This is a genomic window from Microbacterium phyllosphaerae, from assembly GCF_050628115.1.
GTDB classification, from domain to species: domain Bacteria; phylum Actinomycetota; class Actinomycetes; order Actinomycetales; family Microbacteriaceae; genus Microbacterium; species Microbacterium phyllosphaerae_A.
Window position 1 is genome coordinate 3,303,378 of record NZ_CP192502.1, and the last position, 12,442, is coordinate 3,315,819.

The 12,442-nt window shown below is 67.9% G+C and carries 12 protein-coding genes; 3 read left to right on the forward strand and 9 right to left on the reverse strand.

Features of this window, described 5'->3' with window-relative positions; translation table 11 throughout:
• Nucleotides 1-83: 83 nt before the first annotated feature.
• Both ACQ4LY_RS15870 and ACQ4LY_RS15875 read right to left on the reverse strand, forming a co-directional pair.
• On the reverse strand, nucleotides 84-419 hold the full coding sequence (locus ACQ4LY_RS15870; RefSeq protein ID WP_431073024.1) for a hypothetical protein: 336 nt from the start codon (nucleotides 417-419) through the stop codon (nucleotides 84-86).
• Nucleotides 416-937 carry a hypothetical protein gene (locus ACQ4LY_RS15875; protein ID WP_431073026.1) on the reverse strand — a complete coding sequence of 174 codons (522 nt, stop codon included), beginning with the start codon at nucleotides 935-937 and terminating at the stop codon, nucleotides 416-418. The genes ACQ4LY_RS15870 and ACQ4LY_RS15875 overlap by 4 nt, the downstream gene beginning before the upstream one ends.
• Before the next feature lie 77 nt (nucleotides 938-1,014).
• On the opposite strand from ACQ4LY_RS15875, the gene ACQ4LY_RS15880 reads away from it, so the two are divergent.
• Entirely contained in the window at nucleotides 1,015-1,950 is a 936-nt protein-coding gene (locus tag ACQ4LY_RS15880) for a hypothetical protein (protein ID WP_431073028.1), read from the forward strand.
• Nucleotides 1,951-2,012: 62 nt separating this feature from the next.
• Here the strand turns inward: ACQ4LY_RS15880 and ilvC are convergent, their stop codons facing one another.
• From ilvC to ACQ4LY_RS15915, 7 genes are read right to left on the reverse strand one after another with little or no spacing between them, the layout of a single operon-like run.
• Nucleotides 2,013-3,041 (reverse strand): ketol-acid reductoisomerase, encoded by a 1,029-nt coding sequence (ilvC, locus tag ACQ4LY_RS15885; RefSeq protein WP_431073030.1) that lies wholly within the window; start codon nucleotides 3,039-3,041, stop codon nucleotides 2,013-2,015.
• Nucleotides 3,042-3,088: 47 nt separating this feature from the next.
• A complete protein-coding gene (gene ilvN / locus ACQ4LY_RS15890) occupies nucleotides 3,089-3,598 on the reverse strand; it encodes an acetolactate synthase small subunit (protein ID WP_056278631.1) in 510 nt (169 codons plus the stop codon).
• A 2-nt stretch (nucleotides 3,599-3,600) separates the two neighbouring features.
• Nucleotides 3,601-5,403, reverse strand: coding sequence for an acetolactate synthase large subunit (locus ACQ4LY_RS15895; protein ID WP_431073032.1), 1,803 nt, complete (start codon nucleotides 5,401-5,403; stop codon nucleotides 3,601-3,603).
• A 59-nt stretch (nucleotides 5,404-5,462) separates the two neighbouring features.
• On the reverse strand, nucleotides 5,463-7,181 hold the full coding sequence (ilvD, locus tag ACQ4LY_RS15900; protein ID WP_042541745.1) for a dihydroxy-acid dehydratase: 1,719 nt from the start codon (nucleotides 7,179-7,181) through the stop codon (nucleotides 5,463-5,465).
• Nucleotides 7,182-7,190: 9 nt separating this feature from the next.
• Entirely contained in the window at nucleotides 7,191-7,988 is a 798-nt protein-coding gene (otsB, locus tag ACQ4LY_RS15905; RefSeq protein WP_431073035.1) for a trehalose-phosphatase, read from the reverse strand.
• A 47-nt stretch (nucleotides 7,989-8,035) separates the two neighbouring features.
• Nucleotides 8,036-9,445 carry an alpha,alpha-trehalose-phosphate synthase (UDP-forming) gene (locus tag ACQ4LY_RS15910; protein ID WP_431073037.1) on the reverse strand — a complete coding sequence of 470 codons (1,410 nt, stop codon included), beginning with the start codon at nucleotides 9,443-9,445 and terminating at the stop codon, nucleotides 8,036-8,038.
• A 52-nt stretch (nucleotides 9,446-9,497) separates the two neighbouring features.
• Nucleotides 9,498-10,772 (reverse strand): MFS transporter, encoded by a 1,275-nt coding sequence (locus ACQ4LY_RS15915; RefSeq protein ID WP_431073039.1) that lies wholly within the window; start codon nucleotides 10,770-10,772, stop codon nucleotides 9,498-9,500.
• A gap of 185 nt (nucleotides 10,773-10,957) precedes the next feature.
• Here ACQ4LY_RS15915 and ACQ4LY_RS15920 point away from each other — a divergent pair, with 185 nt between their 5' ends.
• On the forward strand, nucleotides 10,958-12,163 hold the full coding sequence (locus tag ACQ4LY_RS15920; protein ID WP_431073041.1) for a PLP-dependent aminotransferase family protein: 1,206 nt from the start codon (nucleotides 10,958-10,960) through the stop codon (nucleotides 12,161-12,163).
• Nucleotides 12,160-12,438, forward strand: coding sequence for a hypothetical protein (locus ACQ4LY_RS15925; RefSeq protein ID WP_431073043.1), 279 nt, complete (start codon nucleotides 12,160-12,162; stop codon nucleotides 12,436-12,438). Before ACQ4LY_RS15920 ends, ACQ4LY_RS15925 begins: the two co-directional genes overlap by 4 nt.
• Nucleotides 12,439-12,442: the final 4 nt, after the last annotated feature.

Sequence of the window (12,442 nt, forward strand, 5' to 3'; positions counted from 1 at the left end):
CACCGTGGGGGCGCGATCACCTCAACTGTACCCGAGCGGCTCCGCTGCTCCGTGCCGTGTGACGTCGAGCGACCGCGGAATCGCTAGGACGCCGCGAGGGTCAGGCTGTATGCGAGCAGACTCAGCCAGAACACCGCGACGACGCCGAGGCCCGCCAGGAGTACGAGTGCGAGCTCCCCTGCGGACCGCCGCCTTCCGATCAGATAGGCGAAGACGAACACGATCGCGGGAAAGACGATGCCGAAGAGCAGTGTGGCCCAGCCGACGCCGCTCAGTCCGACCTGCGCCATGGTGATGAGGTGCGCCACGGCGTTCCAGATCGCGTAGGCGTAGAAGAGCCCCGCCAACCCGAGGACGAGCCCGGTGAGCCATCGAGGCGATACCGCCGGGGCCGACTGTGGCATCTGTGTCCCGCTCATAGTCCGATCGCTCCCACCGTCACGAAGGGCCAGGGCACGAGGAGCACGACTCCGAGGAGGAGTGCGGATACCCGGATCCACCCGGCCTTGCCGCGCGTGAGCACCCAGCTCGCCAGGAACCACAGCAGAGGAGCCGCCACGGCGAAAACGAACCAGGGCAGGAACATCGCGTCCGCCACGAAGAAGTTCGCGAGCGGCTTGAGGCGCAGCCCGCCGACGACCCAACCGACGCTGTAGAGAAGATAGACACCCCCGACGATGCCCAGGATCAGCAGCATCGCGGTGCTCAACGGCTGGTGCTCCTCATCGTCATCGCCGCCCAGGCGTCCGACCGCAGCGCTCCCCCTGCCGACGGCATTCCAGCCCTCAGGCAACGCGGGGTCGTCGGCCGGGCGCTCGGTCTGGGCGGCCGCCGTCGTCTCGGAGCGCGTCTCAGCAGGCTTCTTCGAAGCGGGCCCCGTGGGGGCGCCGACCTCGTCGCCGTCCCAGCTCAGGGCGTCGTCGGAATCGGAAGTCATGTCCCCAGCGTATGACACGGCGTCCACTATGCTCGGTGGCATCTGGGCCGAAGGTGCCCTGCCCTGGAGGGACCACCGTGGCCGAGCAGAACAAGAACGTCGATCAGAGCGCACCGAGCGGCTCCGTCGACGGACCCGCCGCAGGCTGGAAGCCGACCGCCGCCGCGAAGTCGAAGGCTACGACCTTCCGCTGGATCGCGGTCGCCCTGTGGGTCATCGCGATCGCCGCTGAAGCCGTCGGCATCTTCTGGCTGCTCCGCCAGCGCGTGTACGTGGGCGAGGACGGCACGCTCGTGCGCGACCCCGACACCGGCCTCCTCGAAGAACAGGGTGTCACCGCCCAGTTCCCGCAGTGGGCGTTCATCACGCTTCTGGTACTGCTCGTGGTCATCGCCGCGCTCGCCATCACCGGCTCGATCCTCTGGAAGAAGGCGAACCGCCTGGATCCGGCTCGGAAGTCCGAGACGCTGCGGTTCTTCGTGCAGAACCAGCTCGGAGCGATCATCGCGATCATCGCGTTCCTCCCGCTGATCATCCTCATCTTCCTCAATAAGGACATGGACAAGGGACAGAAGGCGACCGCAGGCATCGTCGGCATCGCCCTCGCCGTCCTCGCCACGGTGATCGGTGTGGACTTCACCCCGCCGTCGGTCGAGCAGTACACGGCCGACCAGTCCGCGGTCATCCAGCTGCTCGGCAAGGACGAGGTCGTCTGGGTCGACGGCGGCGCCGTTTACCACGTGTGCGACGAGGTGTCCGACATCCAGACCGGAAGCGAGAAGCGCACCGGCACCACAGCCGAGGCCGTCGAAGCAGGCAAGAGTCGGCTGACCCTGAAGTTCGCGTCGGAGCTCAAGGCTTGCGGCCTGGCGGTACCCGAGAATGCCGACGAGATCGAGGACGCACTGCGCGAGATCCAGGGCGGCGCCGTCGACACGCTGCTGCCCGCTCCCGTGTGGGCGGACCCCGCCGACGCGCCGATCGAGGTCGAGGACGCTGCCCCCTCGGAGTGATCACTCGCAGACGATGAAGGGGCCCGGTGCGATTCGCACCGGGCCCCTTCTGCGTCTCTGAATCAGCGCGCAGCGCTGCCGTCGACGTAATCTTCGTCCTGCTGCTTCCATGCGAAGAGCGAACGCAGCTCCTTGCCGGTGGCCTCGATGGGGTGCGTCTCCTCCTTGGCACGCAGCGCCAGGAACTCCTCGGCGCCGTTGTCCTGGTCGTCGATGAAGCGCTTCGCGAAGGCGCCGTTCTGGATGTCGGCGAGGATCGCCTTCATCGACTCCTTGACCTCAGGGGTCACGACGCGGGGACCCGAGACGTAGTCGCCGTACTCGGCGGTGTCGGAGACCGACCAACGCTGCTTGGCGATGCCACCCTCCCACATGAGGTCGACGATGAGCTTGAGCTCGTGCAGGACCTCGAAGTAGGCGATCTGCGGCTGGTAGCCGGCCTCGGTCAGGGTCTCGAAGCCTGCCTGCACGAGGTGGCTGACGCCACCGCAGAGCACTGCCTGCTCGCCGAACAGGTCGGTCTCGGTCTCTTCGGTGAACGTGGTCTTGATGACGCCGGCGCGCGTGCCGCCGATGGCCTTCGCGTACGAGAGGGCGGTCGCCCAGGCGCTGCCCGATGCATCGCGCTCGACGGCGATGATGTCCGGGATGCCGCGACCGGCCACGAACTCACGACGCACGGTGTGACCGGGCGCCTTCGGAGCGACGAGGATCACGTCGACGCCCTCGGGGGCGTCGATGTAGCCGAAGCGGATGTTGAAGCCGTGCGCGAAGGCGAGCGTCTTGCCCTCGGTGAGGTTCGGGGCGATGGACTCGCTGTAGATGGTGCGCTGGTGCTGGTCCGGCGCCAGGATCATGATGAGGTCGGCCCACTGGGTGGCGTCAGCGACGGTCTTGACCGCGAAACCGGCCTCCTCCGCCTTCGGCGCCGACTTCGACCCCTCCTTGAGGGCGATCGCGACCTCGACACCCGAGTCGCGAAGGTTCTGCGCGTGCGCGTGACCCTGCGAGCCGTAGCCGACGATGGCGACCTTCTTGCCCTGGATGATCGACAGATCGGCGTCTGCGTCGTAGAAGATCTCGGTGCTCACTGGTTTTCTCCTTGATTGATGTTCGTGTACGTGTGTGATGTCTGGGTTCAGCCGCGCAGTACGCGCTCGGTGATGCTCTTGCCGCCGCGACCGATGGCGAGGAGGCCCGACTGCGCGATCTCCTTGATGCCGAAGGGCTCGAGGGCGCGCAGCATGGCATCGACCTTGCCCCGGTCTCCGGTGACCTCGATCACCAGCGCGTCGGACGCGTAGTCGACGACCGAGGCGCGGAACAGGTTCGCGACCTCGATGACGTTCGAGCGGGTCGCATTGTCGGTGCGCACCTTGACGAGCATGTGCTCGCGCTGCACGGACGTCGGGAAATCGAGCTCGACGATCTTGATGACGTTGATCAGCTTGTTGAGCTGCTTGGTCACCTGCTCGAGAGGAAGGTCCTCGAGGTCGACGACCACCGTGATGCGCGAGATTCCCGGCACCTCGGTCACGCCCACCGCGAGCGAGTCGATGTTGAAGCCGCGGCGGGCGAAGAGCCCTGCGACTCGGGTCAGCAGACCCGGGGTGTTCTCCACGAGGAGGCTCAGCACGTGAGTCGACATGGTCAGTCCTCCTCGTCGAATGCGGGCGCGTGCTCGCGGGCGTACTGGACGTAGCTGTTGCTCACGCCCTGGGGAACCATCGGCCAGACCATGGAGTCCGCGCTGACGACGAAGTCGATGACCACGGGGCGGTCGTTCGTCTCGAGGGCGAGCTTGATCGCGGCATCCACCTCCTCTTCCTTCTCCACGCGGATGGCGAGGCAGCCGTAGGCTTCCGCCAGCTTCACGAAGTCGGGGATGCGCACGGTTCCGTGTCCCGTGTTGAGGTCGGTGTTCGAGTGGCGTCCGTCGTAGAACAACGTCTGCCACTGGCGCACCATGCCGAGCGACGAGTTGTTGATGATCGCGACCTTGATCGGGATGTTGTTGATCGTGCAGGTGGCGAGCTCCTGATTCGTCATCTGGAAGCATCCGTCACCGTCGATCGCCCACACGACGCGGTCGGGCTCCGCCACCTTCGCCCCCATGGCAGCCGGGACGGAGTAGCCCATCGTTCCCGCTCCCCCGGAGTTCAGCCAGGCGTTGGGACGTTCGTACTTGATGAACTGCGCGGCCCACATCTGGTGCTGTCCGACGCCTGCCGCGTAGATGCCCTCGGGGCCCGTCAGCTCGCCGATCCGCTGGATCACGTACTGCGGCGCGAGCAGACCGTCGGTCGTCGGCGCGAACCCCAGCGGGAACTCGTTGCGGAGTCCGTCGAGGTACGACCACCATTCCTCGGTGTCAGGTGTGGTCGTGGTCGTCGCCGTGCGGAAGGCGGACTCCAGGTCGACGAGCACATCGCGGACGTCGCCCACGATCGGCACGTCGGCCGTGCGGATCTTCGAGATCTCAGCCGGATCGATGTCGACGTGCACGACCTTGGCGTTCGGGGCGAACAGAGCGGCCTTGCCGGTCACACGGTCGTCGAAGCGAGCGCCGAGCGACACGATGAGGTCGGCCTCCTGCAGCGCGAGCACCGCGGGGACGGTGCCGTGCATACCCGGCATGCCGAGGTGCTGCTGGTGAGAGTCCGGGAACGCGCCGCGCGCCATGAGAGTCGTCACGACGGGCGCGTTGGTCGTCTCGGCCAGGGTGAGCAGCTCGGCCGATGCGCGACCGCGGATCACTCCGCCGCCGACATACAGCACCGGCTTCTTGGCGTCGGCCAGCAGTGCGGCCGCAGCCTGGATCTGCTTTCCGTGCGCCTTGGTCACCGGACGGTAACCCGGGAGATCGAACTTCGCCGGCCAGATGAACGGCGCCATGGCCTGCTGAGCATCCTTGGTGATGTCCACGAGCACCGGGCCGGGGCGACCGGTCGAGGCGATCTCGTACGCGGCGGCCAGGGCGCCGGGGATCTCAGAAGCATCCTTCACGAGGAACGAGTGCTTCGTCACCGGCATCGTGATGCCGACGATGTCGGCCTCCTGGAACGCGTCGGTGCCCATCAGCGTCGAGAAGACCTGTCCGGTGATCGCGAGCAGCGGCACCGAGTCCATGTAGGCGTCGGCGATCGCGGTGACGAGGTTGGTGGCACCGGGTCCCGAGGTCGCGATGCACACGCCGACCTTGCCGGACGAGGAGGCGTACCCCTCGGCCGCGTGGCCGGCGCCCTGCTCGTGACGCACCAGGATATGCCGGAGCTCCGAGGCGTCCATGAGCGGGTCGTAGACGGGCAGGATCGCGCCGCCCGGGAGGCCGAAGACGTCCTTGACGCCGAGGAGCTCGAGCGTGCGGACCACGGCCTCGGCTCCGGAGATCTCCGGTGCGGCGGACTTGGGTGCGGGCGGCCTCGGCACAGCCGAGACGGTGTCAGCAGTCATGACACTCCTTCTGATGGTCTGCAGGCGACGTCGGAGGCGGATGCCGGAGCCGACGCGGATCAGCCGGTCGTCGCGCCCTCGGCGGCGGACCGCACGAGACGCGAGTACTTGGCAAGAACGCCACGGGTATAGCGCGGGGGTAGCGGCTCCCAGCCAGAGCGGCGGGAGGCGAGCTCCGCCTCGTCGACGAGTAGGTCGAGAGAGCGAGCTGCGATATCGACCCGTATCAGATCACCATCGCGCACGAAGGCGATAGGACCTGCGTCCACCGCTTCGGGTGCTATGTGGCCGATGCACAGGCCGGTTGTGCCGCCTGAGAATCGTCCGTCAGTCAAGAGTAGTACATCTTTTCCGAGGCCCGCGCCCTTGATGGCCGCGGTGATCGCGAGCATCTCTCGCATACCCGGTCCGCCCTTGGGCCCCTCGTATCGGATCACGATGACCGTGCCCGCCTCGATCTCACCGTTGGCGACGGCATCCATGGCCGCGCGCTCGCGCTCGAAGACGCGGGCCGGACCTTCGAAGACGGCTGCGTCGAAGCCCGCGGTCTTGACGACGGCCCCCTCGGGAGCGAGCGATCCGTGCAGGATCGTCAGGCCGCCGGTGGCGTGGATCGGGTTGTCGAACGTGTGGATGACCTCGCCGTCGATCGGCTGAGGATCGAGGTCTGCGAGGTTCTCGGCGAGCGTCTTGCCTGTGACCGTCAGAGCGTCGCCGTGCAGGAGGCCCTCATCGAGCATCGCCTTCATGATGACCGGGATGCCACCGTGGCGGTCGACGTCGTTCATGACGTACTTGCCGAACGGCTTCATGTCCGCGACGTGCGGAACCTTGTCGCCGATGCGGTTGAAGTCGTGCAGACTCAGCTCGACATCGGCCTCGCGAGCGATGGCGAGGAGGTGCAGCACGACGTTCGTCGAGCCGCCGAGAGCCATTGCGAGCGCGATCGCGTTCTCGAACGCCTCCTTGGTGAGGATGTCGCGGGTCGTGATGCCCTGACGGAGCAGGTTCACCACGGCCTCGCCAGAGCGGTGCGCGAAGTAGTCACGACGACGGTCCGCCGCGGGCGGAGCAGCCGAGCCCGGAAGACTCAGGCCCAGAGCCTCGGCGACCGATGCCATCGTGTTGGCGGTGTACATGCCACCGCAGGCACCCTCGCCCGGGGCGATCGCGCACTCGATGCGCTTGAGGTCCTCCTCGCTCATGAGGCCGGCTCGGCAGGCACCCACGGCCTCGAACGAGTCGATGATCGTGACGTCCTTCTCGGTGCCGTCCGAGAGCTTGACCCAGCCCGGTGCGATGGAGCCGGCGTAGAGGAACACGCTCGACAGATCGAGGCGCGCGCTGGCCATCAGCATTCCGGGGATCGACTTGTCGCATCCGGCGAGCAGCACGGAGCCGTCGAGGCGCTCGGCCATCATGACCGTCTCGACCGAGTCGGCGATGACCTCGCGCGAGACGAGCGAGAAGTGCATTCCCTCGTGGCCCATCGAGATGCCGTCCGAGACCGAGATCGTGCCGAACTGCAGCGGGTACCCGCCGCCGGAGTGCACGCCCTCCTTCGCACCCTGCGCGAGCCTGTCGAGGCTCAGGTTGCAGGGCGTGATCTCGTTCCAGCTGGAGGCGATGCCGATCTGGGGCTTGTCCCAGTCGGCGTCGCCCATGCCGACGGCACGGAGCATGCCTCGGGAGGTCGTCGCCTCGATGCCGTCGGTGACGACGCGGCTGCGGGGCTTGATGTCGATGGGCGCGCTGGTGGAGGGATCATGCGAGGACATGACGGAAGTCTATTCCCGCTGAGAGGTGCGCTCGTCCGCGAGCGCCTCCAGAAGCTGAGCCATCTCTTGTGGATTCCCCACACGGAGCACGGCGGCGCTCTCCCCCGGGCCCACCCGCACGCCGAGATCGCCGTCTGCGAGCACCCGCATCGCGTCCTCATCCGTGACGTCATCCCCCGCGAACAGGATGCCGGTCGCATCGAAATGCTCACGGAGCGCTGCCATCGCGGCATCCTTGCCCTCGTTCCTCGACGAGAACTCGAGCACGCGGTGCCCTGCGCGTCGGCGCCAGTGCGGGAAGCGTTCGGCGACCAGGGCGTCGATCTCGGCGAAGACCTCCTTCTCGACCTCGCGCGTGGCCGTGCGGGTGTGCACGCCCATCCCGAATGTCTTGGGCTCGAACTCCGCACCCTCGTGTCGGTCGATGATCGGTCGCGCCGCCGCCCACAGCTCTTCGCGGTCGCCAACTGCCGTGTCGGGCCCGGTGGCGTCCGAGTCGCCGATGCCGGGGTACCAGTACTGAGCGCCGTGCGAACCCGCCAGAGCGATCGGCGAATCGTCCGTGTGCTCGGTGATCACGCGGAGGTCGTGCATGCTGCGCCCGGACACGTACGCGACGACCGTGTCGGGGAGGGCTGCGAGCCGTGCGACCTGGACAGCGACCTCTGGCAGAGCCCGGGCGGCCATCGGATCCGGAACGAGCGGAGATGCCGTGCCGTCGAAATCGAGGGCGACGACCAGTCTCGGGGTCGCGGCGATGGCGCTCAGCGCCGCGTCAGCGGATCCGGGGGTCCAGGTGCGGGTCACAGGGGTCTCCAATCGAGGCGGGTTCCCTCCCAGTATGACCGCCTCGATCAGCGCTTGCGGACCTCGTCGAGGGCGCGCAGGAACGACGACGACCACGCGTTGACGTCGTTCTCGAGCACCCGACGCCGCAGCGACCGCATCCTCTTGCCCTGCTCCGCGGGCGGCATCGCGACGGCCGTCATGATCGCGTCCTTGAGCCCGGCGATGTCGTGCGGGTTCACCCGCACCGCCTGGCGCAGCTCGTCCGCGGCCCCCGTGAACTCGCTCAGCACGAGCACTCCACGGTTGTCGGCGCGCGTGGCGACGTACTCCTTCGCGACGAGGTTCATCCCGTCCCGGAGCGCCGTGACGAGCATCACGTCCGCGGCGAGGTAGAGCGCGACCATCTCCTCGCGCGGGTATCCCTGGTGCAGATACCGGATCGCCGTGTGGCCCATGGTGTCGTGATCGCCGTTGATGCGACCGACCGCGAGCTCGATCTCGTCCCGGAGGTGCACATAGGCGTCCACGCGCTCGCGGCTCGGACTCGCGACCTGCACGAACGTGACGTCATCGACGCTCAGCTGGCCGTCTTCGAGAAGCTCTCCGTAGGCCTTGATGCGATGACGGATGCCCTTGGTGTAGTCGAGACGGTCGACGCCCAGGAGGATCTTCTTCGGGTTGCCCAGGCTCGCTCTGATCTCGGCGGCCCGCGCACGCACGTCCGGCCTGGCTGCGAGCTCGAGGTAGGGAGCCGTGTCGATCGAGATCGGGAACGCGCGGGCCACTGCGGTGCGTGTGCCGCCACCGTCGGTCGGGATCGTGACGGCAGAGCCCTTGACGTCGTGGCGCAGGCGACGGCGCACGGCAGTGAGGAAATACGTGGCGTCCTGTGCCCGCTGAAATCCGATGACGTCGGCGCCGAGGAGTCCTCGGAGAACCTGATCACGCCAGGGCAGCTGTGCATACAGTCCGTGTGCCGGGAACGGGATGTGGTGGAAGTAGCCGATCGTCACATCGGATCGAAGCTCACGGATCATCTGCGGGACCAGCTGCAGCTGGTAGTCGTGCACCCAGACCGTCCCGTTCGGAGCCGCGACAGCCGCGGCCGCCTCGGCGAAGCGCCGATTCACCTTGACGTACGCCTCCCACCACTCGCGGTGATACTGCGGGGGCGCGATCACATCGTGGTACAGCGGCCAGATCGTGTCGTTGGCGAAGCCCTCGTAGTAGTCCTCGACCTCGTCTGCGCTCAGCGCGACGGGCACCAGGTCGATGCCGTTGATCTCGAACGGATCGAGCTCGACGTCCGGCTGACCGGGCCACCCCACCCAGGCACCGCGTGCGCTGCGCATCATGGGCTCGAGCGCCGCGACGAGTCCGCCGGGAGATGTGCGCCACTCCTCGTCGCCGTCAGGTCCGACGACGCGGTCGACGGGAAGTCGATTGGCGACGACGACGAATTCTGCGTCTGACATGGGGTGGGTGCTCCTGACGCTGCAGTGGTGGTGCTCCTCAGGGTACAGAGGCTCAGTCCGAGGCTACGCGACGTCCGGGCATACTCAGTCGCCAGTTGACAAGCCCCGCGGCGAACGCTATCGCCGCAGCGATGATCGGGAGGACGAGCGCGCTTGCTGTGCCGACGTTCTCGGCGAGCTCACCGGCCACCGCCGCTCCGAGCGACTGACCGACGACGATGCCCGAGCCGAGCATCGTCATGACGGTGGCGGAGCGCCCGAGCGGGCTGCGGGCCGCACCGAAGCTGTACTGGGTGACCAGCGTCGGTCCGATGCCGATGCCCATGATCGCCAGCGCAACCATCATCATCCCCGGAGAGTCGACGAACAGGAGCAGGACGCTTCCTGAGAGCAGGATGCCGGAGAACACCAGCCATCTCGCACGCAGCGAGAAGCGCACGGGAAGCCATGCGACACCGAGCGCGAGGATCGCCGAACCCACGCCCATGACCCCGTAGAGGAGCCCCGCCTGCTCCGGTGCGCCTCGGTCGGCCATGAAGGACGTCAGCGACGTGAGCATCGTGCCGAAGAACATCCCCACCCCGAGGATTCCGACGACGACGATCATGACCTTCGGCGTGAAGAGCTCGGCGACGGATGACGGTGCGCGACCGTCGCTGCCTCGGTGCACGGACACGGCCCGCGCGCTCGGGTGCAGGGCGAATGCGCCGACGAACACCACGGTGAGGACCGCAGCGCCCACGAGCGGCGCCCAGGGTGAGAGCGCCGATGCCAGGATGCCGACGATGAAGGGTCCGAAGACGAACACGGTCTCATCCGCCGCCGACTCGTAGGCCATCGTGCCCGAGAGCGTGCGGCCGCGCACGGCTTCGGGCATCCGGTCTGTGATCATCGTCACGAGTCGGGATCGCGACATGGGCGCGACCTGCGGCGCCGTGGCGCCGATGCCGAAGGCGGCGACGAGGACGAGCACGTCCGCGGCACCTGCGTAGACGACGACGGTGAACAGCACGAGCATCGCACCGTTGGCGATCGCGAGGATCAGCAGGACCATGCGCTGTCCGAAGCGGTCGGCCGCCGCACCCAGCAGCGGCCCGAAGCATGCCGTTCCGAGGCCGACGGCGGCGGAGGTCAGTCCGCCGAGCGAGAGCGATCCTCGCGCCGAGACGACGACCGTGAGGACGCCGACGACCATCATCGCGAACGGCAGCCGTGCGATGAAGGCGATGAGGAAGTACGGAAGCCCCGCGATGCGGAGGAGACCGGGGCCCTCCGTCGGAGGAATCGAGGAGTGATGCTCTGGTGTGGGAGTCGTTGCGTGCGTCATGGCTCTCGCGCGCCCAGGGGACGCGGGGTCGGGTGCCGCCGCTGTCCGCCGGAAAGCCGGCGGCCGGTAGATACACGGATTGCGGCCGCGGACCAGCCGCGACCTCTCCATGGTACCGCGCCTGCGGAACCGGCGCCTGGGCGTCGGCAGTACTGTGGTGGCACCCTGACCACGAGGAGGATCCCATGCCCGCCCCCGAGACCCTCACCGCTCTTCCCGAGCGCTCGCAGCGCGCGGGCTCCGCCAAGACGTCGCCGGTGCGAGACCTGCTCGCCCTGACCAGGCGACCCGAGGTGATCTCGTTCGCCGGCGGACTGCCCGCGCCGGAGCTGTTCGACCTCGATGGGATCCGCGAGGCCTACGACCAGGTGCTGCGCTCCCCCGCCGTGCTGCAGTACTCGACCTCTGAGGGCGATCCCGCTCTGCGCGAGGAGGTCGCCCGGCAGTACTCCGTCGACGGTCTCTCCACCGACGCCTCGGACCTCATCGTCACCACCGGCTCGCAGCAGGGCCTCGGGCTGCTGTCCACGGCGCTGCTCGATCCGGGCGACGTGATCCTCGTCGAGGAGCCCTGCTATCTCGCAGCCCTCCAGACGTTCGCGCTGGCGGGAGCCCGTGTCATCGGCGTCCCGTACGTCGGCGACGCCCTCGACATCGACGAGCTCGAGCGGCTCGCCGCCGAGCACCGCCCCAAGTTCTTCTACACGGTCCCGACGTTCCAGAACCCCACCGGCCGCACCCATGGTGTCGTGGAGCGCCAGCGGATCGCGACCGCCGCTCAGCGGCACGGATTCAGGATCATCGAGGACGAGCCCTACCGTCAGCTCCGCTACGACGGAGAAGCGCTGCCCTCGCTCGCGACGTTCGCCCCCGAGCATGTGCTGAGCCTCGGGAGCTTCTCCAAGGTGATCGCACCTGGGCTCCGGATCGGATGGGTGCGCACGACTCCCGACATCCGGTCGACCGTCACCATCGCCAAGCAGGCCGCCGATCTGCACACCTCCACCGTGGACCAGGCGGCGGCGGCCCACTACCTGACGTCCGGGCGGGCGGAGGGCGCACTCGGCCGCATCCGCTCCGCCTACTCCGAACGGCGCGATGCGATGCTCGCCGCACTTCCCGAGTCTCTGCCGGGCGGCAGCACCTGGAACAGCCCGGACGGAGGGATGTTCGTCTGGGCGCGCCTCCCCGAGGGGATGGACGCCACCGCGGCCCTGTCGGGAGTGCTGCAGCACGACGTCGCGTACGTGCCGGGGGCGCCGTTCTTCGCCGGGCGGCCGGACGAGCGTGCGCTGCGACTGTCGTTCACCACGTACGCGCCTGACAGAATCCGCACCGGGTTGTCAAGGCTGGGCGCGGCATGGCCCGCGCCGGGTAGCGTGAAGGCATGAACTACCTCTCGGGTACCGGACTCATCGGCGCGATCATGACCGGCGTCACCCTGCTCCGCGGCTCTCGCGAGACGAAGATCACATGGCGATCCGCCCTCGCCTGGGTGAGCTGGGGCATCAGCCTCGCTCTCGCCATCGGTGCCGTCATCGACACGCGGCGTGCGAGGCAGGGACGCCCCGTGTCGCCCGACTCCCCCGTCTACGCGAAGCAGCAGAAGGCTTACGAGAAGGAAGCGAAGAAGAACCCGCGGGACTTCACGCCCTCGAAGCGCTGACACC

What these genes read in the sequence shown, in the direction of transcription:
- ACQ4LY_RS15870 (WP_431073024.1), bottom strand. Translation starts at nt 419, where the DNA reads ATGAGCGGGACACAGATGCCACAGTCGGCCCCGGCGGTATCGCCTCGA.
- ilvN (WP_056278631.1), bottom strand. Translation starts at nt 3,598, where the DNA reads ATGTCGACTCACGTGCTGAGCCTCCTCGTGGAGAACACCCCGGGTCTG.
- ACQ4LY_RS15920 (WP_431073041.1), top strand. Translation starts at nt 10,958, where the DNA reads ATGCCCGCCCCCGAGACCCTCACCGCTCTTCCCGAGCGCTCGCAGCGC.
- ACQ4LY_RS15910 (WP_431073037.1), bottom strand. Translation starts at nt 9,445, where the DNA reads ATGTCAGACGCAGAATTCGTCGTCGTCGCCAATCGACTTCCCGTCGAC.
- ACQ4LY_RS15895 (WP_431073032.1), bottom strand. Translation starts at nt 5,403, where the DNA reads ATGACTGCTGACACCGTCTCGGCTGTGCCGAGGCCGCCCGCACCCAAG.
- ACQ4LY_RS15915 (WP_431073039.1), bottom strand. Translation starts at nt 10,772, where the DNA reads ATGACGCACGCAACGACTCCCACACCAGAGCATCACTCCTCGATTCCT.
- ilvD (WP_042541745.1), bottom strand. Translation starts at nt 7,181, where the DNA reads ATGTCCTCGCATGATCCCTCCACCAGCGCGCCCATCGACATCAAGCCC.
- ACQ4LY_RS15875 (WP_431073026.1), bottom strand. Translation starts at nt 937, where the DNA reads ATGACTTCCGATTCCGACGACGCCCTGAGCTGGGACGGCGACGAGGTC.
- ACQ4LY_RS15925 (WP_431073043.1), top strand. Translation starts at nt 12,160, where the DNA reads ATGAACTACCTCTCGGGTACCGGACTCATCGGCGCGATCATGACCGGC.